Origin of the sequence: Pectobacterium polaris (genome assembly GCF_002307355.1) — a bacterium.
Lineage (GTDB): Bacteria > Pseudomonadota > Gammaproteobacteria > Enterobacterales > Enterobacteriaceae > Pectobacterium > Pectobacterium polare.
The window spans coordinates 1063492-1088474 of record NZ_CP017481.1 but is presented as its reverse complement, the minus strand read 5'-3'; the positions used below and the strand labels follow the sequence as shown (position 1 = coordinate 1088474).

The 24983-nt window shown below is 52.2% G+C and carries 21 protein-coding genes; 9 read left to right on the top strand and 12 right to left on the bottom strand.

The genetic code is table 11. The features are described 5' to 3' along the window. The first annotated feature begins 173 nt into the window (after window positions 1-173). The gene (polA, locus tag BJJ97_RS04895) at window positions 174-2963 is read left to right on the top strand and encodes a DNA polymerase I (RefSeq protein ID WP_095993246.1); all 2790 of its coding nucleotides are present in this window, start codon (window positions 174-176) and stop codon (window positions 2961-2963) included. A gap of 162 nt (window positions 2964-3125) precedes the next feature. After that, window positions 3126-3173, top strand: a complete 48-nt coding sequence (locus BJJ97_RS22510) for a spot 42 RNA, inhibition of DNA synthesis (protein WP_071892919.1) — start codon at window positions 3126-3128, stop codon at window positions 3171-3173. A 203-nt stretch (window positions 3174-3376) separates the two neighbouring features. Here the strand turns inward: BJJ97_RS22510 and yihA are convergent, their stop codons facing one another. Continuing rightward, window positions 3377-4012 (bottom strand): ribosome biogenesis GTP-binding protein YihA/YsxC, encoded by a 636-nt coding sequence (yihA, locus tag BJJ97_RS04890; RefSeq protein WP_072012453.1) that lies wholly within the window; start codon window positions 4010-4012, stop codon window positions 3377-3379. Window positions 4013-4215: 203 nt separating this feature from the next. Here yihA and yihI point away from each other — a divergent pair, with 203 nt between their 5' ends. The 3 genes from yihI to hemN all read left to right on the top strand — a co-directional run bounded on the left by yihI (window position 4216) and on the right by hemN (window position 6470). Beyond that, entirely contained in the window at window positions 4216-4770 is a 555-nt protein-coding gene (gene yihI / locus BJJ97_RS04880; RefSeq protein ID WP_095993245.1) for a Der GTPase-activating protein YihI, read from the top strand. 3 nt (window positions 4771-4773) lie between these two features. Beyond that, window positions 4774-4950 (top strand): hypothetical protein, encoded by a 177-nt coding sequence (locus BJJ97_RS22125; protein ID WP_162847971.1) that lies wholly within the window; start codon window positions 4774-4776, stop codon window positions 4948-4950. Window positions 4951-5096: 146 nt separating this feature from the next. Beyond that, window positions 5097-6470 carry an oxygen-independent coproporphyrinogen III oxidase gene (gene hemN, locus BJJ97_RS04875; RefSeq protein ID WP_095993244.1) on the top strand — a complete coding sequence of 458 codons (1374 nt, stop codon included), beginning with the start codon at window positions 5097-5099 and terminating at the stop codon, window positions 6468-6470. 59 nt (window positions 6471-6529) lie between these two features. Here hemN and BJJ97_RS22035 read toward each other — a convergent pair whose 3' ends face one another. The 4 genes from BJJ97_RS22035 to glnA form a co-directional block, all read right to left on the bottom strand. Continuing rightward, window positions 6530-6652 (bottom strand): YshB family small membrane protein, encoded by a 123-nt coding sequence (locus tag BJJ97_RS22035; RefSeq protein ID WP_157910771.1) that lies wholly within the window; start codon window positions 6650-6652, stop codon window positions 6530-6532. A 143-nt stretch (window positions 6653-6795) separates the two neighbouring features. Next, the gene (gene glnG, locus BJJ97_RS04870; RefSeq protein WP_039487448.1) at window positions 6796-8208 is read right to left on the bottom strand and encodes a nitrogen regulation protein NR(I); all 1413 of its coding nucleotides are present in this window, start codon (window positions 8206-8208) and stop codon (window positions 6796-6798) included. Window positions 8209-8216: 8 nt separating this feature from the next. Then, window positions 8217-9266 carry a nitrogen regulation protein NR(II) gene (glnL, locus tag BJJ97_RS04865; RefSeq protein ID WP_010298136.1) on the bottom strand — a complete coding sequence of 350 codons (1050 nt, stop codon included), beginning with the start codon at window positions 9264-9266 and terminating at the stop codon, window positions 8217-8219. A 231-nt stretch (window positions 9267-9497) separates the two neighbouring features. Continuing rightward, the gene (glnA, locus tag BJJ97_RS04860; protein ID WP_014913638.1) at window positions 9498-10907 is read right to left on the bottom strand and encodes a glutamate--ammonia ligase; all 1410 of its coding nucleotides are present in this window, start codon (window positions 10905-10907) and stop codon (window positions 9498-9500) included. A gap of 369 nt (window positions 10908-11276) precedes the next feature. Here glnA and typA point away from each other — a divergent pair, with 369 nt between their 5' ends. From typA to fabY, 4 genes are all read left to right on the top strand, one after another. After that, entirely contained in the window at window positions 11277-13100 is a 1824-nt protein-coding gene (gene typA, locus BJJ97_RS04850; protein WP_095701099.1) for a ribosome-dependent GTPase TypA, read from the top strand. 162 nt (window positions 13101-13262) lie between these two features. Next, window positions 13263-13874, top strand: coding sequence for a glucose-1-phosphatase (gene yihX, locus BJJ97_RS04845; RefSeq protein ID WP_039487454.1), 612 nt, complete (start codon window positions 13263-13265; stop codon window positions 13872-13874). Between the two features lie 64 nt (window positions 13875-13938). Next, window positions 13939-14376 (top strand): D-aminoacyl-tRNA deacylase, encoded by a 438-nt coding sequence (gene dtd, locus BJJ97_RS04840; protein ID WP_010281657.1) that lies wholly within the window; start codon window positions 13939-13941, stop codon window positions 14374-14376. A 138-nt stretch (window positions 14377-14514) separates the two neighbouring features. Then, the gene (gene fabY / locus BJJ97_RS04835; RefSeq protein WP_095993243.1) at window positions 14515-15456 is read left to right on the top strand and encodes a fatty acid biosynthesis protein FabY; all 942 of its coding nucleotides are present in this window, start codon (window positions 14515-14517) and stop codon (window positions 15454-15456) included. A gap of 191 nt (window positions 15457-15647) precedes the next feature. On the opposite strand, the gene BJJ97_RS04830 is transcribed toward fabY, so the two are convergent. The 7 genes from BJJ97_RS04830 to gmk all read right to left on the bottom strand — a co-directional run bounded on the left by BJJ97_RS04830 (window position 15648) and on the right by gmk (window position 24901). Beyond that, entirely contained in the window at window positions 15648-17339 is a 1692-nt protein-coding gene (locus BJJ97_RS04830; protein ID WP_095993242.1) for an AsmA family protein, read from the bottom strand. A 157-nt stretch (window positions 17340-17496) separates the two neighbouring features. Then, window positions 17497-18885, bottom strand: coding sequence for a nucleobase:cation symporter-2 family protein (locus BJJ97_RS04825; RefSeq protein WP_095993241.1), 1389 nt, complete (start codon window positions 18883-18885; stop codon window positions 17497-17499). A gap of 166 nt (window positions 18886-19051) precedes the next feature. Next, entirely contained in the window at window positions 19052-21133 is a 2082-nt protein-coding gene (gene recG, locus BJJ97_RS04820) for an ATP-dependent DNA helicase RecG (RefSeq protein WP_095993240.1), read from the bottom strand. After that, a complete protein-coding gene (gene trmH / locus BJJ97_RS04815; RefSeq protein WP_095993239.1) occupies window positions 21133-21825 on the bottom strand; it encodes a tRNA (guanosine(18)-2'-O)-methyltransferase TrmH in 693 nt (230 codons plus the stop codon). The genes recG and trmH overlap by 1 nt, the downstream gene beginning before the upstream one ends. 5 nt (window positions 21826-21830) lie before the next feature. After that, on the bottom strand, window positions 21831-23930 hold the full coding sequence (gene spoT / locus BJJ97_RS04810) for a bifunctional GTP diphosphokinase/guanosine-3',5'-bis pyrophosphate 3'-pyrophosphohydrolase (RefSeq protein ID WP_095993238.1): 2100 nt from the start codon (window positions 23928-23930) through the stop codon (window positions 21831-21833). Between the two features lie 18 nt (window positions 23931-23948). Then, a complete protein-coding gene (gene rpoZ / locus BJJ97_RS04805) occupies window positions 23949-24224 on the bottom strand; it encodes a DNA-directed RNA polymerase subunit omega (protein ID WP_005968230.1) in 276 nt (91 codons plus the stop codon). 53 nt (window positions 24225-24277) lie between these two features. After that, entirely contained in the window at window positions 24278-24901 is a 624-nt protein-coding gene (gene gmk / locus BJJ97_RS04800) for a guanylate kinase (protein WP_095701105.1), read from the bottom strand. Window positions 24902-24983: the final 82 nt, after the last annotated feature.

The window sequence follows — 24983 nt, the reverse complement described above, 5'->3', positions numbered from 1 at the left end:
GATAATAGGAAAAATTAGCAATTAAGCGGGGGAAACTATTCACAAAGTTATCCACAGGAAGATCTTGCGAGGATCCATGCAAAATCAGCCAATATCTCACGTTAAGGATCGTCTCTTTCCCTGACCTATGGCATGCTTAGCGCTATGACAGACAACAACGATCACGGCAGGCTATGGCTCAGATTGCAGAAAACCCTTTAATACTGGTAGACGGTTCATCCTATTTGTATCGTGCTTATCACGCTTTCCCTCCGTTAACAAACAGCGCGGGAGAAGCAACCGGTGCAATGTATGGCGTGCTGAATATGCTACGCAGTTTGCTGTTGCAATATCAGCCCAGCCACGTTGCCGTTGTTTTTGATGCGAAAGGGAAAACGTTTCGCGATGAATTGTTCGAAAATTATAAGGCTCACCGTCCACCTATGCCGGAGGACCTACGCGAACAGATAGAGCCTCTGCATCAGATGGTGAAAGCGATGGGGCTGCCGCTTCTGGCGGTTTCCGGCGTAGAGGCTGACGATGTGATCGGTACGCTCGCGGTGCAGGCGGAAAAAGTGGGTAAGTCGGTGCTGATTAGTACCGGCGATAAAGATATGGCGCAGCTAGTGACCCCAAGCGTGACGCTCATTAATACCATGAATAACTCTATTCTTGGCCCACAGGAAGTGTGTGATAAGTACGGTATCCCTCCTGAGCTGATTATCGATTTTCTTGCGCTGATGGGAGATGCATCGGATAACATTCCTGGTGTACCTGGCGTGGGTGAAAAAACGGCTCAAGCGCTATTGCAAGGGCTCGGCGGGCTGGATTCGCTATATGCCAATCTTGATAAAATTGCCGGGCTTTCCTTCCGTGGTGCGAAAACCATGGCGCCGAAGCTTGAACAGCACAAAGACGTGGCCTACCTCTCTTATCAGCTTGCCACCATTAAAACGGATGTTGAGCTGGAGCTTACCTGCGATCAGCTCACCGTTAACGAGTTGGATGTGGATGAGTTGCATCGTCTTTTTTCCCGTTATGAATTTAAGCGCTGGTTATCAGATATTGAATCAGGCACCTGGATGCAGGGTAAAAAGAGCAGCCAGCCTGTTCAGGCGGCGAGTAACGTGGTGGTTGAGCAAGTCGCCGAAGAAGATAGTGCGCCTACGCTTTCTGCTGACGGTTATGTCACGATTCTTGATGAGAAAACGCTGCTCGATTGGGTTGAGCGTTTAAAAAAGGCTGAAGTTTTCGCTTTTGATACGGAAACCGACGGGCTGGATACACTCACGGCTAATCTGATTGGCTTGTCATTTGCGATTAAGCCGGGTGAAGCGGCTTATTTGCCATTGGCACATGACTATCTGGATGCGCCGGAACAGTTGGATCGCACCAAGGTATTGGCCTTGTTCAAACCGCTGCTGGAAGATGAGAAGCTGCTTAAGATTGGCCAGAATCTCAAATTTGATAAAGGCGTGATGCAGCGGTATGACATCGATTTACGCGGCATCGCGTTTGATACCATGCTGGAATCTTATGTGCTCGACAGCGTGGCGGGCCGCCATGATATGGATAGCCTGGCCGAACGCTATCTGAAGCATAAAACCATTACCTTTGAAGAGATCGCGGGTAAGGGAAAAAATCAGCTGACGTTTAATCAGATTGCGCTGGAACAGGCTGGGCCTTATGCCGCCGAGGATGCGGACGTTACGCTGCATCTGCACCAGAAGCTCTGGGGTAAACTCCAGCCGCATGCCGATCTGTGTCAGGTCTTCCAGACTATCGATATGCCGCTGGTGCCGGTTTTATCCCGCATCGAGCGTACAGGCGTACTGATCGATCCCGTGATTCTGGCAGAACATTCAAAAGAGCTCACAGCACGTCTGGCGGAGCTGGAAATCCAAGCGTATGAGCTGGCGGGTGAAGAATTTAATCTCTCATCGACCAAGCAGCTACAGGGTATTCTGTATGAAAAGCAAAAGCTGCCGATTCTGAAGAAAACGCCAAAAGGCGCGCCATCAACCAATGAGGAAGTGCTGGCTGAACTGGCGCTGGATTACCCTCTGCCGAAGCTGATTCTGGAATATCGTGGGTTGGCCAAGCTGAAATCTACTTACACCGATAAGCTGCCGCTGATGATCAATCCAGCGACGAAGCGTGTTCATACGTCTTATCATCAGGCTGTTACTGCGACCGGGCGTTTGTCTTCCAGCGATCCGAACCTGCAAAACATCCCGGTGCGTAATGACGAAGGGCGCCGTATTCGTCAGGCATTCATTGCGCCTAAGGGCTACAGCATTGTTGCGGCTGACTACTCGCAGATCGAACTGCGCATCATGGCGCACTTATCGGGTGATAAAGGGCTGTTGAACGCATTCGCGAACGGGCTGGATATCCACCGGGCAACGGCGTCAGAAGTGTTTGGTATCGAGCTGGATAAGGTGACATCCGAACAGCGTCGCAGTGCTAAAGCGATCAACTTCGGCCTGATCTACGGCATGAGCGCGTTTGGCCTGTCGCGTCAGTTGAATATTCCGCGTAGCGAATCGCAGAAATACATGAACCTGTATTTTGAGCGTTACCCTGGTGTGCAGGATTACATGGAGCGGACGCGCCAACAGGCTGCGGAGCATGGCTATGTGTCCACTTTGGATGGTCGCCGTCTCTACCTGCCAGATATCCATTCTCGTAATGCGATGGCGCGTAAAGGCGCAGAACGTGCGGCGATTAACGCCCCAATGCAGGGCACTGCTGCTGATATTATTAAGAAAGCGATGATCGCAATTGACGATTGGCTACAGAAAGACACGCCGAAGGTGAAGATGATCATGCAGGTTCACGATGAGTTGGTTTTCGAGATTCATGATTCGGTTATTGAAGAATCCATTAGTAAAATCAAAGCATTAATGGAAGGTTGTATGCAATTGAATGTCCCGTTACAGGTAGACATCGGTACGGGCATGAACTGGGATGAAGCACATTAATGGCCGATTTTTATGCTATTTCTGTAATTAAATAACAGTATTGTGTGACCTGGTTTAACTTTGTGTAATCGATAACCATTTTCTATGAAAGTAAACAACAAAAAAGCCTTTGTTCCCGTGAAAAAATAGGGTAGAGTTAACGACGTAGGGTACAGAGGTAAGATGTTCTATCTTTCAGACCTTTTACTTCACGTAATCGGATTTGGCTGAATATTAGCCGCCCCGCTCAGTTTTGAGCGGGGCGTTTTTTATGGGCTTTATCCAAGGTTTTTACCCTCAAAACGGCAGTAACTGCCTGACAGACAGCAGTGGGTCAGCACGGTTTCGAGTGTGAAAAACGTCTCTGGTGGGCGATCATTGCGGGAAGGTGGGGGCGTGATGCGAGTGATGATACACTGCACCACGTGAAAGGATTATTCTGCTTCTTGTTCTTCTTCAGCGTGTGGCAGCGTGCTGAACCAGTTGTCCAATTTCTGCTGTAGTTTATCGACGCCGAGTTTTTTCAGTGACGAAAATGCTTCGACCTGAATATCACCCATAAATGGCAGGACAGCCTCGCGAACCATATTCAACTGTGTCTTACGTGCGCCTGAAGCCAACTTATCGGCTTTGGTCAGCAGCACTAAGACTGGAAGTTCAACATCGACAGCCCACTGAATCATTTGCTGATCGAGATCTTTCAGCGGATGGCGAATATCCATCAGCACAACCAGACCCTTAAGGCTGTTACGCTTTTGCAGGTATTCACCGAGCGCACGTTGCCATTTGATCTTCATTTGCTCCGGCACTTCGGCATAGCCATAGCCGGGAAGGTCGACCAAACGTACGCCGTCTACCACCTGGAACAGGTTAATCAACTGAGTACGGCCTGGTGTTTTACTGGTTCGTGCCAGGTTTTTCTGGTTGGTCAGCGTGTTCAGTGCGCTGGATTTTCCGGCATTAGAGCGCCCAGCAAAGGCCACTTCAATACCGCTATCTGTTGCCAGATGGCGAATATCCGGGGCGCTGATGATAAAACGCGTCATGTGGTAGTTATATTGCTGGGTCACGGTGGTTATCTCTATCTGGATCTCTGTCTGGTTGGGGATTATACCTGTAACTGACAATAAAGGCGGCTTTATCTGTCTCGAAATGCAGCAGACTGATGCGAAAAGAAAAGCCCAGCTGTCTGATGTGGACGCTTTTTTATTCGCGGGCTTTCTGCTAGATTCCGCCGCACTTCCCTTATATCTGTGTACCTGAGAACAATATTATGAACCGACCTGTCAAAGGGGCTGCCGATCAGGCAGGGAAACCCAAAGTAAAAAGAAAGACCCGCGAAGAGCTGGAGCGTGAAGCGCGCGAGCGGAAAAAAGATAAAAAGCATCGTGGCCACGCGTCGGGCAGCCGAACTCAGGAAAAAGCATCTGCCGAGCAGCGCTCTGGTCAGCGTAAAGTCGCTGATCCGCGTATCGGCAGCAAAAAGCCTGTACAGCTTGGCGTGTTGGATAGCGATATCGCTAAGTCGAAGCCTAAGTCGAAGCCTTCTGAGCCTGTGGAGAAAGTCGTTGCTGCCAAGCCGACGATGTCACCGGAAGAAGAGCTGGAAATGTTAGAAAACGATACGCGTCTGGATGCCTTGTTGGATCGTCTTGATAGCGGCGAGACGCTGAGTGCCAAAGAACAATCATGGGTTGATGAAACGCTGGATCGTATCGACATCCTGATGGAAGAGCTTGGAATCGAGCTGGGTGATGATGACGAAGAAGAGCAGCAGGAAGATATGTTGCAGCTTTTGAAGCGTAATAACCCGAAAGACACGTTCTAATCAATGAAATGGCTGTTTCTGTTCCTGATATTGCTGGTTGCGTTTTATCTGCTCTGTCTGTTCAGTAAACTATGGCTATTGTCGAAGCGTAAGCACCGGTTGCATCGCGCCCTGTTTAACGGGCGCGTGAATCAGGTGCGACGCCTACGCCCGAGACAAAAACGCCGGGAGCGTTTTTGAACGTCACAACGTGACGGCCCTTAGGGCGAGTCTCAGCGATGAGACGAGTAACAAAACGCCGGGAGCGTTTTTGAACGCCATTTTTTGGTGATCGGAAGGAGGGGAAGGATAACCCACCGAGTAAAAACTGGAAGGAGTGAGCGAATATGTCGATACCGTCCGTTGACTGGGATCTGGCCCTGATTCAAAAATATAACTATTCTGGGCCGCGTTATACGTCTTATCCCACAGCGTTAGAATTCAGTGAAGCTTACGATGAGCCTGCGTTTCAGCATGCCATTGCCCGTTATCCGCAGCGACCGCTGTCGCTGTATATCCACATCCCTTTTTGCCATCGGCTGTGCTATTTCTGCGGCTGCAATAAGCTGGTTACGCGTCAGCAGCATAAAGCGGATGAATACCTTGATGTGCTGGAGCTGGAGATTCGCCAGCGTGCGCCGCTATTCGTTGGACGAACGGTGACGCAATTGCATTGGGGTGGCGGTACACCAACCTACCTGAATAAAGTACAAATCAGTCGGCTAATGTCTCTGCTGCGTGAGCTGTTCTCTTTTTCCGATCAGGCTGAGCTGTCGCTTGAAGTCGATCCGCGAGAAATTGAGCTGGACGTCCTCGATCATCTGCGTGCTGAAGGATTCAACCGCCTTAGCATGGGCGTGCAGGATTTTAATAAAGACGTTCAGAAGCTGGTCAATCGTGAGCAGGATGAAGACTTTATTTTTGCTCTTATTGAGCGGGCAAAAGCGCTTGGCTTCACCTCAACCAATATTGATTTGATTTACGGCCTGCCGAAACAAACGCCGGAAAGCTTCGCGTTTACGCTACAGCGCGTTGCGGAATTAAGCCCGCACCGGCTTAGCGTCTTTAACTATGCGCATTTACCCAGCCTGTTCGCGGCACAGCGCAAGATTAAAGAGGCGGATTTACCGAGCGCGGAACAAAAGCTGGATATTCTGCAACAGACGATTGGATCGCTGACGCAGTCAGGCTATCAGTTTATCGGTATGGATCACTTTGCTCGGCCGGACGATGAACTGGCGGTGGCACAGCGAGAAGGGAAGCTGCATCGCAATTTCCAGGGCTATACGACACAGGGTGATAGCGATCTTCTCGGTATGGGTGTGTCGGCGATTAGTATGATCGGTGATAGCTATGCTCAGAACCAGAAAGAGCTGAAGCAGTATTACGCGCAGGTTAAAGACCAAGGAAATGGCTTGTGGCGTGGGCTACAGCTGACACGTGATGACTGCCTCCGCCGCGATGTGATTAAGACGCTCATTTGTAATTTCCAGCTCAGCTATGCGCCCATTGAAGCGGAATACGCTATCGATTTTAAAACCTACTTTGAGCAGGATTTAGCGCTGCTGGCACCGCTGGTGGCTGATGGACTGGTCGATAGTCATGAAGACGGGCTGGTGGTGACACCGAAAGGACGGTTGCTGATCCGCAATATTTGTATGTGCTTTGATGTTTATCTACGTAGCAAGCTCAGAACGCAGCAATTTTCCCGCGTGATTTAGCCAAAAAAAACAGCCAGTCGGTGCAAACATCGACTGGCTGTTCTCGAACGCTTATTGGATTAACTAAAGAAGTTAATCAGTGCAGCACACAAAACGGCGGCAATAGCAGCCTGCGGCGAATGGCTTGCCGCGGAGCCAATTTCAGCGCCATATGTTGCCGCGGAAATCAATGAGTCCAGCATGGTGTTCCTCCCGAATCAGCGACACGATCATACTGCTGACTCGAGGCAAGTAAAGTACAAATTAATGACAATTTCGTGCGCCAGATTGTATTTTTTATCACCAAATTACTTGTTAACAATTGAGCAATAAAAAAGCAATCTCGCTACTCCATTCCCAGCTCTTTTAATTTACGCGTCAGGGTATTTCTGCCCCATCCGAGTAATCTTGCCGCTTCCTGTTTATGCCCCTGCGTGTGCCGCAGTGCCGTCGTCAGCAATGTCCTTTCCATTTCCGGCTGGGCTTCTGCCAACAGGTTTTGATGACCGGAACGCAGCGCGCGATCGGCCCATTGTGCCAATAGCGTGGCCCAACTGTCCGGCAGAATATGCACGGTGGAATCCGGTGCGGTGGTCTCGAACAATTCAGGCGGCAGATCCTGAATCAGCACTTCCTGACCGGCGGCCATGACTGTCAACCAGCGACAGGTGTTTTCCAATTGGCGCACGTTGCCGGGCCACGGTAAACGGGTTAGCGCTGTTTCTGCTTCTGAATGTAGATTCTTCGGCTCGACGCCCAGTTCTTTGGCCGTAGCCTGCAAGAAATAACGTGCCAGGCGAGGGATATCTTCCCGACGTTCACGCAGCGGTGGCAGATGAACGCGGATCACATTCAGGCGGTGAAACAGGTCATCGCGGAATTTGCCTTCCTGCACGCGTTGTTCAAGATTTTGGTGCGTTGCCGCGATAATACGAACATCCACTTTTACCGCGGCATAACCGCCAACGCGATAAAACTGTCCATCTGCTAATACGCGCAACAGACGTGTTTGTACGTCTAGCGGCATATCGCCGATTTCATCCAGAAACAGCGTACCGCCATCAGCCTGCTCAAAGCGGCCCTGACGAATCTGGTTTGCGCCCGTAAACGCGCCTTTTTCATGGCCGAACAGTTCTGATTCGATCAGATCCTTGGGAATGGCCGCCATATTCAGCGCGATAAAAGGGGCTTTGGTACGCGGGCTGTGGCGATGCAGGGCATGTGCCACCAGCTCTTTACCGGTTCCCGATTCGCCATTAATCAGCACGCTGATCGACGAGCGAGACAGGCGGCCGATGATGCGAAAGACATCCTGCATCGCGGGGGCTTCGCCAATAATATCCGTTGTCGGGCCGTTGATCGGCTGGTTGCGTACCGGCTGTTGCTGTTCCAGATAATGGCTGATCGCGCGCTCAACCAGCGCAACGGCTTCATCAATATCGAACGGCTTCGGCAAATAGTCGAACGCACCCTGTTGATAAGCGCTGACGGCGGCATCCAGATCGGAATGTGCCGTCATAATGATGACCGGGAGCATCGGGTGGCGCTGTTTGATTTGCTGTAAGAGCGCTAATCCATCCATCCCTGGCATACGGATGTCGGACAGCAGAACGTCGGGCGTTTGTGTCGCCAGCGCATGCAGTACCTGATTTCCGTTCTCAAACGTTGCGCAGGTTAAACCCGCACCAGCAAGCGCGCGCTCAAGCACCCAACGGATGGAGCTATCGTCATCGACAATCCAGACTATCCCTCGTTGCATTGTGAACCTCACTGGCGAATGGGCAGGTAAACCGAGAATTCGGTGTGTCCTGGCCAACTGTTAAATTCAATTTTACCGGAGTGCTGGTCGATAAGACTGCGGGCGATGGAAAGCCCTAAACCGGTTCCCCCTTCGCGTCCGCTCACCATCGGGTAAAACAGTGTGTCCTGTAGTTGAGCAGGTACGCCGGGGCCGTCATCTTCCACGTCAATACGAGCGGCGAGACGATAGCGCACACCGTGTAACGTGAGCTGAAAAGCCGTGCGGGTACGTATCGTAATCGTTCCGCCTTCCTCGCCCAGCGCCTGTAGCGCGTTGCGGGTAATATTCAGCAGTACCTGTTCAATCTGATCGGGGTCGTGCGTCAGCTCTGGCAGGCTGGGGTCATAGTCTTTCACCAGCGTCACGTTATCCGGCTTCTCCAGTGAGACAAGCTGGCAAACGCGTTCAGCGACCTGATGGATACTTTGGGTGACGTGCAGGCCGGGCTGCTGTGGCCCGAGCAGGCGATCAACCAGATTACGCAGGCGATCCGCCTGTTCGATAATGACCTTGGTGTATTCCGTCAACGCTGGGTCAGGCAGTGCTTTAGCAAGCAACTGCGCGGCACCGCGCAATCCGCCAAGCGGATTTTTTATCTCATGCGCCAGACCTCGGACCAAATCACGGGCGGCCTGCTGTTGTGCATGTTGAAGCTGTTCCTGACTGAGACGGCGCTGGTTATCCATCGGCGCCATTTCCAGTAGGATAAAATCGTTCTGTACCCGCTGAGCGGTGAGCGACATGATGTGCGCTTTGCCATCTACGACGATGGTGACTTCGTTATCCGTAAAACCTTGCCCTGAATCCAGACTTTCACGCAGTAAATCGATATTCAGAGAAAAATATCCCAGCAAATCGGGCAGCGGCGTGCCGGATAGTTTACGCGAACTTTGTGCCAGTAATTGCTGTGCTGCTGGGTTGGAATAGTGAATCGCCAGATCGTTATCCAGCAATAAGATGCTGTTTATCAGGGAATTTAGGATCTGCCCAGCATCGGGCAGCGTGCCTGTTGCCATAACGCAGACTCCCGCACCGTCGTGGTGCATTGTAGTGTGGATGATGGATGTTACGTCGCAACGGCCAATGCCGGTGGTGAAAAAAGCCCATCCGAAGATGGGCTGAAGCGTTTCCACGGCAACAAAACAAACTTCTTAGTATTCTGTTGTTTATCGGTCATGGTCGGGTATCAGCACACCCAACCACGCCGAGGTAGAGATTAGACGCTGTAGTTATTAGACGCTTAGCTATTAAACGCTGTAGTACAGTTCGAACTCAACTGGGTGCGGCGTCATACGAACGCGGTCAATCTCAGATTTACGCAGTTCGATATACGCTTCGATAGCGTCGTCGGTGAACACGCCACCACGGGTCAGGAACTCGCGGTCTTCGTTCAGTGCAGCCAGGGCCTCGTCCAGAGAACCTGCAACTTTTGGAATCTCTGCTTCTTCTTCCGGCGGCAGGTCGTACAGGTTTTTGTCCATTGCATCGCCAGGGTGGATTTTGTTGATGATGCCGTCGAGGCCAGCCATCAGCAGTGCAGCGAAGCACAGGTACGGGTTAGCAGCTGGATCCGGGAAGCGCGCTTCGATACGACGTGCTTTCGGGCTAGCAACCACTGGGATACGGATTGAAGCAGAACGGTTACGGGCAGAGTAAGCCAGCATAACAGGTGCTTCGTAGCCTGGGACCAGACGCTTGTAGGAGTTGGTGGTCGGGTTCGCCAGGGCGTTGATGGCTTTAGCGTGCTTGATAACACCGCCGATGTAGAACAGCGCCATTTCAGACAGGCCGCCGTATTTGTCGCCAGCGAACAGGTTAGTGCCGTCTTTAGACAGAGACATGTGGCAGTGCATACCAGAACCGTTATCACCGAACATAGGTTTTGGCATGAAGGTCGCGGTTTTACCGTAGGCGTGAGCCACGTTGTGCACGACATATTTGTAGATCTGAATTTCGTCAGCTTTTTTGGTCATGGTGTTGAAGCGGGTAGCCACTTCGTTCTGACCAGCGGTAGCCACTTCGTGGTGGTGAGCTTCAACAACCAGACCCATTTGCTCCATGGTCAGACACATAGCAGAACGAATGTCCTGTGATGAATCGACTGGTGGAACTGGGAAGTAGCCGCCTTTCAGACCTGGACGGTGACCTTTGTTACCGCCTTCGTATGCTTTACCGGAGTTCCAGTAAGCTTCGACATCGTCGATAGCTACGTGGGAACCGGAAGTGCTGCTGCCGAAACGGATGTCATCGAACAGGAAGAATTCTGGCTCAGGCCCGAACAGGACGGTATCGGCAATGCCGGAAGAGCGCAGGAAATCTTCCGCACGCTTCGCGATAGAACGCGGGTCGCGGTCATAACCTTGCATTGTGCCTGGCTCGAGGATGTCACAACGAATGATCAGTGTAGAATCTTCGAAGAACGGATCGATCATTGCGGTGCTGGCATCGGGCATCAGAACCATGTCTGACTCGTTAATACCTTTCCAGCCGCCAATCGAAGAACCATCAAACATTTTACCTTCTTCGAAGAAGTCGGCATTGACTTGATGAGCCGGAATGGTGACGTGCTGCTCTTTACCTTTAGTATCAGTGAAGCGTAAATCAACAAACTTCACTTCGTGCTCATTCAGCATCGTCAAAACATGTTCTGCGGACATACTTGGTTCTCCCGATTGGTCATTTATCGTCGTGGAACGAATATCGTTGTGGATTGATGTTGTTGCCGTGAGTAGACTAAAGCTAAAAGTGTGCCAACTTTTTAAATGTGTGCAATGTGTTGCTCCTTGGGGCTTTCTCACGTAAACCCACTGCACCATTATAGTCTAAAGCACCAAAATGGTGCTCCATATGTGAATTATTGCACTTATTTGGTGCATTCATGTTCGCTTGTAGCGCTTTTGCACCGTGAAAGGGATCACAAAGCAGGCAGCTCTAGGTTGTTTATCATAGATGCTTGTGATCTTGTTTAGTCCCTCGATTAATACGTGTACAATAGCGCGCTATTTCTAAATGCCTGAGGCAAAGCTGTGATCGAAAATTTGCGTAACATCGCCATTATTGCGCACGTTGACCATGGGAAAACCACCCTGGTTGACAAGCTGTTGCAACAATCCGGAACGTTCGGTGAACGTGTCGAAGCAACCGAGCGTGTAATGGACTCCAACGATTTGGAGAAAGAGCGTGGAATTACCATCCTCGCAAAAAATACCGCCATTAATTGGAAAGACTACCGTATTAACATCGTAGATACCCCGGGACACGCCGACTTCGGCGGCGAGGTTGAGCGTGTAATGTCGATGGTTGACTCGGTACTGCTGGTTGTTGATGCGATGGATGGCCCGATGCCGCAAACGCGTTTCGTGACCAAAAAAGCATTTGCCAACGGTCTGAAGCCAATTGTGGTTATCAACAAAGTTGACCGTCCTGGTGCGCGTCCTGACTGGGTTGTCGATCAGGTATTCGACCTGTTCGTTAACCTGGATGCGACTGACGAGCAGCTGGATTTCCCGATCATTTATGCTTCTGCGCTGAATGGTATCGCGGGTCTTGACCATGCTGACATGGCGGAAGATATGACTCCGCTGTATCAGGCGATTGTCGATCACGTTTCTCCGCCTCAAGTTGAGATGGATGCGCCGTTCCAGATGCAGATCTCTCAGCTGGACTACAACAACTATGTTGGCGTTATCGGTATCGGCCGTATCAAACGCGGTAAAGTTAAGCCTAACCAACAAGTCACTATTGTTGATAGCGAAGGCAAAACCCGTAACGCTAAAGTCGGTAAAGTCCTGACTCACCTGGGTCTGGAGCGTATCGACGCGACTGAAGCGGAAGCAGGCGATATCATCGCGATCACCGGTCTGGGCGAGCTGAACATTTCCGACACCATCTGCGATCCGCAGAATGTCGAAGCGTTGCCAGCACTGAGCGTCGATGAACCTACCGTTACCATGTTCTTCAACGTTAATACTTCACCATTCTGCGGTAAAGAAGGTAAGTATGTCACGTCGCGCCAGATTCTGGAGCGTCTGAACAAAGAGCTGGTGCACAACGTTGCCCTGCGCGTTGACGAAACCGAAGACGCTGATGCGTTCCGCGTTTCTGGCCGTGGTGAATTGCACCTGTCAGTTCTGATCGAAAACATGCGTCGTGAAGGCTTTGAACTGGCCGTATCACGTCCGAAAGTTATCAACCGCGTTATCGACGGTCGTAACCAAGAGCCGTTTGAAAACGTGACGCTGGACATCGAAGAACAGCACCAGGGTTCAGTCATGCAAGCCATGGGTGAGCGTAAAGGTGATGTGAAAGACATGATCCCAGATGGCAAGGGTCGTATCCGTCTGGATTACCTGATCCCTGCTCGTGGCCTGATCGGTTTCCGTACCGAATTCATGACCATGACGTCTGGTACTGGTCTGCTGTACTCCACGTTCAGCCACTACGATGACGTGCGTCCAGGTGAAATCGGTCAGCGTCAGAACGGCGTGCTGGTTTCCAACGGTCAAGGTAAAGCGGTCGCGTTTGCACTGTTCAGCCTGCAAGATCGCGGTAAGCTGTTCCTCGGACACGGTGCAGAAGTGTATGAAGGCCAGATCATCGGTATTCACTCACGTTCTAACGATCTGACAGTAAACTGTCTGACCGGTAAGAAACTGACCAACATGCGTGCATCGGGTACCGATGAAGCAACCACACTGGTTCCGGCGATCAAAATGTCTCTGGAACAAGCGCTGGAATTCATTGATGACGACGAACTGGTTGAAGTTACGCCACAGTCTGTCCGTATTCGTAAGCGTCACCTGACCGAAAACGATCGTAAACGCGCTAGCCGCGGCAGCAAAGACGTCTAATTTCAGACGGATTTGTCTTGTTACGCAACAGGGCACCTTCGGGTGCCCTGAATTTTATGCGCTTTCTTCCACTTTAACCTTTCCTTTATATTTCCTCCCTGTTCAGTTTCTCCATTTCCCGCTACAGTGAAAATCCTACGATTACGTCAGGAGGTCACTGCCATGCTGTATATCTTTGATTTAGGCAATGTCGTCATAGATATTGATTTCAATAGAGTATTGGGTGTCTGGAGTAATCTGAGCAGCGCGCCGCTCGCGACGTTGCAAGAGCGTTTTGTCATGGGCGAAGCGTTTGAACAGCATGAGCGAGGTGAGATCAGCGACGAGGAATTTGCCACCAGACTGTGCCAGGAAATGGGCATCGCTCTGAGCTTCGAACAATTCACCGCTGGCTGGCAGGCTATTTTTGTCGCGTTGCGTCCTGAGGTTATCGACATCATGCAACGCCTGCGCCAGGAAGGGCACCGCGTGGTGATTCTGTCGAATACCAATCGTCTCCACTGTTCACACTGGCCTGCGCTATTCCCAGAAGTGGCGACAGCGGCCGACAAGCTCTACCTGTCGCAAGATATTGGATTACGTAAGCCGGAGCTGGCGATTTATCAATATGTCCTGACAGAGGAAGGCGTTCCGCCTGCACAAGCCGTCTTTTTTGACGATAATGCCGCGAACGTCGATGCGGCACAAAGTCTGGGTATTCACAGCATTCTGGTGACCGATCGTCAGGTGGTGCCGGATTTTTTCGCTATGCAGGCGACGACGGCTAAAGCATGATTTATATCGTAGGGGCGGACATCGCCCCTATTGGGAATGATAACATCAGGAGTAGTTGGGTTTTATGATTGCGCTAATTCAACGAGTATCCAGCGCCAGCGTTACGGTAGAAGGCAGTGTGGTTGGGGAAATCGATAAAGGTTTACTGATCTTGCTGGGCGTTGAGCAGGGCGATGACGAACAAAAAGCCACGCGACTCTGCGAACGCGTGTTGGGTTACCGCATATTCGGTGACGATGACGGGAAAATGAATCTCAATGTTCGTCAGGCTGGCGGCAATGTGCTGGTGGTTTCACAGTTTACGCTAGTTGCCGATACGCAGCGTGGCATGCGGCCTGGTTTTTCTCGCGGTGCGCATCCCTCAGAGGCCGATCGCCTCTATCAATATTTTGTCGGACAGTGTCGTGAGCAAGGCGTTCACACGGAAACGGGGCAGTTTGCGGCAGATATGAAAGTGGCATTGGTGAATGACGGCCCAGTGACGTTCTGGCTACAGACATAGTGTTGTCGCGTCATTGGTCTGTAACGTCATGGTGTTGTAACGTGCTATCACCGTTGCCGTCCCGCTTATAAATTTGCTTCAACAGTCTGATTTCATGAACCCTGATGCAATGAGGCATCTCGGTATAGAGGAAGGGTTATGTATCATTTGAGAGTACCTGAAAGCGCGGAAGAACTGGATGCGTACTATCAATTTCGCTGGGAAATGCTGCGTAAACCTCTGCACCAGCCGCTGGGCTCCGAACGTGATGCCTATGATGCTCTGGCACATCACCAAACTGTGGTGGATGAACAGGGAAGGCTGGTTGCGATTGGGCGTCTTTCTATCAATGCGGATAATGAAGCGGCAATCCGTTTTTTAGCTGTTCACCCCGACGTCCGAGGGAAAGGGTTAGGCACGCTGCTTGCGATTACTCTGGAGTCAGTCGCGCGTCAGGAAAGCGTCAAGCGTGTGGTCTGTAGCGCCCGTGAAGACGCAATAGATTTCTTCTCCAAGCTGGGTTTTGTGAATCAGGGAGAGATCACCGCGCCACAAACCACACCTGTGCGGCACTTCCTGATGATTAAACCGGTGGCGACGCTGGATGACATTTTGCATCGTCCTGACTGGTGCGGACAGTTGCAGCAGGCGTGGTACGAGCACATTCCCCTGAGTGAAAAAATGGGTGTGCGGATAAGCCAGTACACTGGAAAGCAATTTATTACCACCATGCCTGAAACTGGCAACCAGAACCCGCATCACACGCTTTTTGCTGGTAGCATGTTTTCTCTCGCTACGCTCACCGGGTGGGGATTAATCTGGCTGTTGCTGCGTGAACGACACCTCGGTGGAACGATTATTCTGGCAGATGCGCACATTCGTTACAGTACGCCGGTGAGTGGCCGCCCGAACGCCATCGCTGATTTAGGGTCGCTCAGTGGCGATCTGGATCGCCTCGCGCGTGGGCGTAAGGCGCGTGTGCAGCTCAATGTTGAGCTCTTCGGTGATGACAATAAAGGGGCGTTGTTCGAAGGGGTTTATATCGTGCTGCCTGCTCAACCGGACGCGCCGCTGGAAGAAGGTGGGTCAGTAGTGGATTAACCCTAATCTCGATCGCTTAAAGATCGAGATACCGGGGGCTACCACGGTGCGGGGCATCCCTGCGGGAGCCTCATCACCGTGTTTCCCCCTAAAACTATACTTCACTGACCAACATGAGAGCTTACCCTGTCGTTTCAGCAAACCATGATGCTGCAGTTGTTTTGCCCGCCCGTGTTTTGAAAACGTAATAATTACGGCGTTTCTGTCACGGTTCCCTGATGCATTTGCTGTCTGATGGGATGATCATTGCTATCTACACCTTGAAGCGTGCCGTTTAGTGTCGGCTTCAGTGGCGTATCGGCGGCAAGTCGCCCATTCAACTGCAATTGCAGATTCGTGTTACCTGTCGGTGCGGTTGCGGGTTCTGGCCATCCCCAACGCGTCAGAACATCCAGCGGTACGGCGCGTCCTGTCAGTGACAGGGAGAAATTGCGAGTAGGTTGCTGGTTGATCGTTGCCTTGGCATCCAGCATGCCATTTTGCGTAAACGCGCTGAGTTCGTTAATGGCGATCTGATTATCGTCGGCTACCAGTGCCATTGAAGGACGGCGGACATCGACTTTATTAAACGTCGCGTCGCTGGCATTAAGATTCAACGATCCTGTCCACATTCCCCACTGGTGGTTGCGAGCCAGCAGCAAATCGCTGCCGTAGCCATCCAATGCGGTTAGCTGGAAGGGGAAGTCTGGGTTGATATCGATTATCAGGTTGCGGTTCGCCGTGAATTTTCGCACATTCACTTCTGCCAGCCATGATGGCAATGTCGCTTGCCACCGCTGACGCCAGTCGCCGGGGAGCGTGTATTCCATCCCTGCGACAACAAATTCATTCAGCTGTAAACGGTGGTTACTGCGCTGCCAACTGCCGTTTGTTCGCAGTAAACCGCCTTCCCAGCGCGTAGAGAACTGCTTGATGTTAATGCCTGCCGGTGACAAATCCAGATTCACGATAGGGTCGATAAGGTGCATGTTGCCGTTCACAATGTCGGTCGCATTGAATGACAGCGTTCCCCCTTCGCTCTGCCAGTCATTCTGCTTGAACGTGACATTTTGCAGCGCAACATCGAGGTCAATAAACGCCCATCCCGGCCCTTCAATACGGGCATCAATCAGATCAAAGCGGTCAACGGTAACAGAAGGCAGTTCGGTAACGGGCTGCCAGAAGGCCTCCGGCGTTCTCTGCGTTTGCAAACGGACATTACTGAGTCGCAGGCTACCGATCTGCCAGCTGCCGTCTTCTGCGCGGCTGGCATTGCCTGTTAGCTGCCCTTGAGCGACGTCCGCGCCGAAATTGCTCAGAATCAGCTGGTTATGGTTGATTTCGCCCTGAACCAATACCTGACTGGCGGGAATATCGTTGAGTTCGAGTGAACGTGCGCTGAGCTGGAACTGTCCCTGTTTACCCAGCAGATAGCCGGCTTCGGGCTGCCACGGCATCATTCCGCCGTTGATCTGTTGACCATTCAGACGCCAATCGCCGTCCTTTGCCTGCAGCGCCATGGTACGCAGCTGTAGCACATCGGCTTCGATAGGGAGTGTGGCGGCCTGTGAGGAAAGGTTTAGCGTACCGCCTTCCAGTTCGAGGCTGGCGAAATGGCGCGGTTCGGTAATTTGACGGGCGCTAAACCCGGCTGAAATCTGCTTTGCAGTGAGTGTCGGCGGCTGATTCTTCTGGCCAAAACTGACATCGGTGAGTTGGATATGATCGGCTGTTGACCAGTCATGATTAATTTTGCCCAGTGACAACTGGTAGTCGGTATTCTGGTTTACCCAATTACTTACCCAGCCTGCTGCCCAACTGGTTTGCAGTAATACATATACGACCACCAGCGCTAAAAAGGCCAGCAGCAGTAGGGTCAGCAATAATTTCCCGATAAATTTCATCGTGTCAGTCCATGCCAATCGTCAGGGAGAACTGTTCTTATGCCGCAATTTCCCTGAAGGCTCAATAGGTAATGCTGTTACAGACAGTAAAAAGCGAGCGGTGTTGCATCACCGCTCGCTTTTACATGAACTGAACTGAAATTATTGCGGGCTGGCGCTATTTTTCTTCGTGTGGGAAGACGATATTCAGCACGATTGCGGTAATCCCGCCAGCGGCGATACCGGAAGACAGTAATGTTTTAATCCAATCCGGCGCGAATTGCAGAATCAGCGGCTGCTGCGATACGCCAAGACCAACAGCCAGCGACAGCGCAATAATCATGATCGCACGACGATTCAGCGGCTCACGGGACACAATGCGCACACCAGAAGCGGCGATCGTACCAAACATCACGATAGTGGCACCGCCCAGAACTGGTTCTGGAATATGCTGCACAAATCCACTAACGGCAGGGAACAGCCCCAGCGCGATCAGCATCAGTGAAACCACGAAGCCTACATAGCGGCTGGCAACACCGGTAAGCTGGATGACGCCGTTATTCTGGCCGAAGCAAGAGTTAGGGAAAGTATTGAATACGGCAGAAAGGCAAGAGTTCAAGCCGTTTGCCAGCACGCCGCCTTTTAAGCGTTTCATGTACAGCGGGCCTCTGACTGGCTGCTCAGAAACGTCGGAGGTTGCGGTGATGTCACCGATGGTTTCTAACGATGTCACCATGAAGACCAGCATCAGCGGAATCAACAGGTTCCAGTCAAAGCCTAGACCGTAATGCAGCGGCGTAGGCACCATAATAATCGTGTCATTTTGAGCTGGGGCGCTTTCCGGCAGCATTCCCATCAACCAGGCACCCAGGTAACCCACCGCCATGGCAATCACCAGCGAGGCGACGCGCAGGTAAGGGTTACGTTGGCGGTTAAGCAGAATAATAACCAGCAGCACTGCACCCGCTAATAGTAAGTTCTTGGGCGCGCCGAAGGTGTTATTACCCATTGCGGCATAGCCGCCGCCGATGGAGGTCAGGCCGACCTGAATCAGTGACAGCCCAATGATCATCACCACAATGCCGGAAACCAGCGGGGTAATGATGCGGCGGGTTAAATGCAGGAAGCGTGAAAGAATGATTTCGGTGAAGGAAGCGACCATCAGCGTACCGAACAGTGCTGCCATCATCGTGGGAACATCTGCTCCGCCGTTTTTCAGCGCCAGTCCACCCATAATCAGCGGCGTCACGAAGTTAAAGCTTGTGCCCTGAATAGACAGCAGGCCAGAACCGACAGGACCCCAGGTTTTAATTTGTAGAATAGAGGCCAGACCGGAAGCGAAAAGCGACATGCTGATGATGCGCTGCGTATCCTCCGCGGGTAAACCTAATGCCTGGCAGATCAGTAGCGCGGGGGTAATCACCGCAACAAACATGGCAAGCAGGTGCTGGCTGGCGGCGAACAGCGTTTGCGGCAGCGGCGGTCTGTCTTCAAGATGATAGATGAGTTCACTGCGCTGAGGTGCGGCAACAGCTTCTGTTTGGGACGTTTCCGTGGTGGTAGTCATGATGTAAGTTGGCGTTCCTGAAACGACAAAGAGCGCATTTTAATGATCTCTTTGCTGAAAGCAAACGTTTGCTAACTCATCTTTTCGATATGAATTTTGTCTGACATGCAATGCCTTATTATTTAAAGGGATACTTTTAAGAAAAATGAAGAATGCGCTGCTGTGATTAGGCGTTGGTGTACCGTGCGCGCTCTGGTAGCCAGCGTTCGATTAGCGCAATGGCATGCTCGGGATAGTGTTCGTGCAGGTGGCGAGCAACGCGCTGCACCTGTGGAATCAGATCCTGATCGCGCAGGAGGTCGGCGACTTTAAACTCGGCGTTGCCCGTCTGGCGCGTACCTAATAATTCACCCGGCCCGCGAATTTCTAGATCGCGCTGCGCGATAACAAAGCCATCGTTGCTGTCGCGTAGAACCTGAAGCCGTTTTTGTGCGGTCTTGCTCATTGGCGTTTTGTAGAGCAGCACACAGTGAGATGCCACCGCACCGCGACCTACACGCCCGCGTAACTGGTGCAGCTGCGCCAGACCCAGACGCTCCGGGTTTTCAATGATCATCAGGCTGGCATTGGGTACATCTACACCCACCTCGATGACGGTAGTCGCCACCAGCAGTTGCAGCTCGCCCTGTTTGAAGGCCTGCATTACTGCCTGCTTTTCCTGTGCTTTCATGCGACCGTGGACCAATCCGACCTTGAGATTCGGCAGGGCTGCCTTCAGTTCTTCGCTGGTGGCTTCTGCTGCTTGTGCTTCCAGAAGGTCGGATTCTTCGATCAGCGTACACACCCAATAGGCCTGCCGTCCTTCCTGCTGGCAAGCATTGCTCACGCGCTCGATAATGTCGCTGCGGCGTGAATCCGGTATCGCGACCGTAGTGACTGGCGTTCTGCCCGGCGGCAGTTCATCAATGACGGACGTATCCAGATCGGCATAGGCCGTCATCGCCAGCGTACGGGGAATCGGTGTCGCGGTCATAATCAATTGATGGGCATGAAAGCCCTGTTCTTCGCCTTTTTCCCACAGCGCAAGGCGTTGATGCACGCCAAAGCGGTGCTGTTCGTCAATGATGACCAATGCCAGCCCGTTGAATTTCACCTGCTGCTGAAAAATAGCGTGCGTCCCGACAACCATGGAAACCTGACCGTTGGCGATGGCATCCTGCTGCGCCTGACGCGCTTTCCCTTTTTGTTTGCCAGCTAGCCAGCCCACTTCAAGCCCTAGCGGTTCAAACCACTGACGGAAATTATGGGCGTGCTGTTCGGCCAATAGCTCTGTTGGCGCCATCAACGCAACCTGTTTGCCGTTGGCAATGGCACGTAATGCTGCCAGCGCAGCGACCAGCGTTTTTCCTGAACCGACATCGCCCTGCACCAGACGCATCATCGGGAAGTCTTTCGCCATATCCGTTTCAATTTCGGTTACGACACGTTCTTGCGCCTGTGTGGGTTTGAACGGCAGGGCATCGAGCAGCCTTTGCTTCAAGCCATCTTGAGCCTGTAGCGGCGAGGCTTTATGCCGCTGCTCCCCTGCCCGCACGGCGAGCATACTCAGGTTATGCGCCAGCAGTTCTTCCATAATCAGCCGCTGTTGCGCCGGGTGTTTCCCGTGCTCAAGCTCGCTGAGCTGCATATCCGGCGGGGGACGATGTAACGTGCGCAATGCGTCCTGCAAGCTAATGAGCGATCGGCTCAGGGATTCAGGCAGCAGCTCATCGATGTGGTTTGCATCGAGCAACGCCAGCGCCTGATCGGTGAGTTTGCGGAGCGTGGCCTGACGAACGCCCTCTGTGGAGGGGTAAACCGGCGTGAGCGATTCTTGTAACTCGACCTGCGTACTATCCCCCTGAACACGATATTCAGGATGGATGATTTCCGCACCGATTTTGCCACGCTTGATTTCGCCATAAGCGGTAACGCGCTGTCCCGGTGCGAGGCTGTTTTTCATCGCGGCGCTGAAATTGAAGAAGCGCATGGTCAGCATGCCGCTGCCATCGCTGATTTGGCAGGTCAACATGCGACGGCTGCCAAAGGTGATGTCATTGCGTAGGATTTCACCTTCCACGGTGGCATACATACCGGGGAGGAGGTCGCCAATCGGGTAAAGATGCGTGCGGTCTTCGTAGCGCAGAGGTAAGTGCAGCAGAAGGTCCTGCACGGTTTCCAGCCCAAGTCGTGCGAGCTTCGCTGCCTGACTTGCACCCACGCCAGTAAGTGTACTCAGCGGTTGGGTGTTCAGCAGGCGGCCTTTCATCAGCACTCCGACGATTGCATCGCGGCCCACCACGGGGTATCCGCTACAATCTGACCCTGATGGTCAATATAAGGGCGAGGCAGCCCTTTACGTTTTGCGACGCGCGCCAGTACCGGGTAGCCCCCTTCAAAAAGCAGGCGCTGCTGCTCTTCTTCATCAAGCGGGCTGTCTTCACGCTGGTACATACCGGCGATTTGGCGCTGGCGCTGGGCTTCATACAGGATCAACGCCGAGGCTACAGACACATTCAGCGACTGCACCATGCCAGTCATCGGAATGATGATATCCCGATCGGCCAGTTTGAGCGCTTCGGCTGTAATACCGGTTTTTTCTTGTCCGAGCAGAATACAGGTCGGGCGGGTGTAATCAATTTCCCGAAAATCGACCGCGTGCTCAGACAAATTGGTCGCCAGAACCTGCATGCCTTCGGCCTTCAGGTGGCCAACCGCATCACCTATGTTGCGATGGGTTTTAACCTGCACCCAGCTATTGCTGCCTGCGGCGGAGGAGACCAGCGTTTTCATCCGGCTGGTGGGCCAAATCGCATGGACTTCATGCACTCCGACGGCATCCGCCGTACGGATAACCGCAGAAACGTTATGAGGCTTATGCACCTGCTCCATGCAAATCGTCAGATCGGGCTGACGGCAGTTGAGCATTTCTTTTATGCGTGCATAACGTTGAGGAGTCATGACGATTAATTTCGGTTACGGTTAACTTTGATGACATCCGGCATTACGCGAATTTTACGCATAATATTGGCCAGATGAACGCGATCGAGGGTAGTGAGGCGGATGAAGACGCTGTATACGCGGCCGTCTCTCTCTTCCGTGTTGATGCTCTGAATATTGGAGTTTGCAGCGTTGATCGCGGCCGTCAGATTCGCCAGTGCGCCCTGATGGTTGAACATATCCACTTTTATTTCGGCGATGAACTCTTGTTCCGTCACCTTATCCCACTCTACCGCCATGAATTTTTCAGGTTCTTTCTGATAGCCGCGAATGTTACGGCAGGATTCATGGTGAATAACCAGCCCTTTACCGGGGCTGACGTGGGCAATAATCGGGTCGCCAGGGATAGGGCGGCAGCATTTGGCAAATGAGATCATGACGCCATCTGCGCCCTTGATCGGCAACTTTCGCAGCCCGGTTGTGCCCAGTTCAGATTGTTCGTTCAGCAGATTTTTCGCTACAACGACGCTCATGGCATTACCCATACCAATTTCCGCCATCAGATCGTCCAGCGTGGCGAGCTTCATGCGCTCAAGCTCAAGCTGAACCGACTTTTCAGGGATGTCGGAGAGTTTGCGGCCATTGCCTAATGCATGGTTCAGCAAACGGCGGCCGAGACTCACGGAATCATCACGCTTGAGGTTTTTCAGCATCTGGCGAATTTTGGAGCGCGCTCTGGAGCTAACCACAAAGTTAAGCCACGCGGCATTCGGTCTGGCGCCAGGTGCGGTAATGATTTCAACGGTTTGACCGCTGGTGAGCGACTGTGACAGCGGGTAAGGCTGGCGGTCGACGCGTGCGCCGACGCAGGCGTGGCCAATATCGGTGTGTACTGCGTAAGCGAAGTCGACGGGCGTCGCGCCTGCGGGGAGTTCCACAATACGGCCTTCTGGCGTAAAGACGTACATCTCGTCAGGGAAGAGATCGGACTTAACGCTTTCGATAAATTCAAACGAGCTACCGGCACTTTGCTGGAGTTCTAGCAGGCTTTGCATCCAGCGTTGGGCGCGTACCTGTGCGGTAGTGCTGCTTTCACCTTCTTTATAGGCCCAGTGCGCGGCGACACCCATTTCTGCCATTTGATCCATATCATCGGTGCGAATCTGCACTTCGACTGGCACGCCGTGCGGGCCAATTAGAGAAGTATGCAGTGATTGATAGCCGTTGGCTTTGGGAATGGCAATATAGTCTTTTACCCGACCTGGGCGGGGTTTATACAGGCTGTGAACCTGGCCGAGCACGCGATAACAGGTGTCCTGTTCTTTCACGATGACCCGAAACGCGTAAATATCCATGATGGAATGAAAACGCTGCTCTTTCAGGTGCATTTTGCAGTAGATGGAGTACAGGTGTTTTTCGCGACCGCTCACGCGGCAGGCAATCCCGGCTTCAGTCAAACGTCCTTCGATTTCCGACAGGATTTTCTGAATCATTTCCTTGCGGTTACCGCGTGCGGCCTTGACGACCTCTTTAATGACGCGATAACGGTTCGGATACAGCGCCTCAAAACCCAGCTCTTCCAGCTCGGTTTTGAGGTGATGTATACCCAATCGGTGTGCCAGCGGGCTGTATATTTCCAGCGTTTCGCGGGCAATGCGGCGGCGCTTGTCCGGGCGCAATGAGCCCAGCGTGCGCATGTTATGGGTACGGTCTGCGAGTTTGATCAGGATGACGCGAATATCTTGCACCATCGCCATGATCATTTTGCGAAAGTTTTCAGCCTGCGCTTCTTTCTTATCGCGGAACTTCAGCTTGTCCAGCTTGGACACGCCCTCTACCAGTTCAGCAACGCTTTTACCGAAAAGCTGTTCCATGTCCTGATAGGTGGCGGGGGTGTCTTCTATGACATCATGCAGCAGTGCTGCCATCAGCGTTTCGTAATCGAGACGCATCTCCGCCAAAATACAGGCGACGGCAACGGGGTGCGTGATATAGGGTTCACCGCTGGAGCGAGTCTGCCCCTCGTGAGCATCACGTGCAACTAAGTAAGCCTGCTGTAAACGTTTGATCTGATCTTCTGGCAGATAACGTTGAATCAGCAGATTAAGGCTTTCGAAAATGTACAAGGGCGACTCGTGGTGTGATTAACGACGGCCTTCAGCAATCGCGGTGACCGCCTGAATCTCTGCGGCTTCCTGCTCTTGCTGTTCCTGACGGTCACGAACATCCAGAATCTGGTTGTTGATCAGACCTTCTTCGATTTCACGCAGTGCGATCACGGTGTACTTATCGTTTTCTTCAGGAACCAGCGGATCTTTGCCGCCAGTCTGGATTTGACGGGCGCGACGAGCAGCCACCAACACCAGATCAAAACGGTTACCAATTTTCTCTACAGCGTCTTGAACAGTTACGCGTGCCATAATGTGCTACTCCACAGGAAATAAAATGACTGGGCATCATACTGAAAGAGGCGTCAGTCTGCCAATAGTTTGGTGATTAATGCATCATGCCGAACCTTTTGTCTGCTCAAACGCAGACGTTCGGCGCGAATAATGGTTTTTAGATCGAGCAGCGCCAGATCAAAATCATCATTCACAATCAGGTAATCATACTCGCCGTAGTGCGTCATTTCAGCCACAGCCTGAGACATACGACGGGCAATGACTTCATCGCTGTCCTGTCCACGGCCACGCAGGCGGCGAGCCAGTTCTTCTTTTGACGGCGGCAGGATGAAAATACTGCGCGCGTGCGGCATTTGGGCGCGGATTTGCTTGGCACCTTGCCAGTCGATATCCAGAAAAACATCAACGCCAGTCGCTAATACCTGCTCAATTGCTGGCCGAGATGTACCGTAGTAATTACCGAAGACCTCAGCGTGTTCCAGAAATTCACTGTTCTGAATCATACGCTTGAATTCATCGACTTCGACGAAGAAATAGTGTTCGCCGTGGTTTTCTCCCGGTCGTTTAGCTCGCGTGGTATGCGAAATCGATACCTGAGTGTCGTAAAGCGGCTGAGTTTTTAATAACGCCTGAATCAGGCTGGATTTCCCAGCTCCACTGGGAGCAGAAACGATATATAACGTGCCTTGAGCCATAATGAAGTTTTATTAACGGTTACGATGGTGAATGGTGATATGCAGCAGAAAAATGCGCATTTCCCCGCATTATACACGCCTA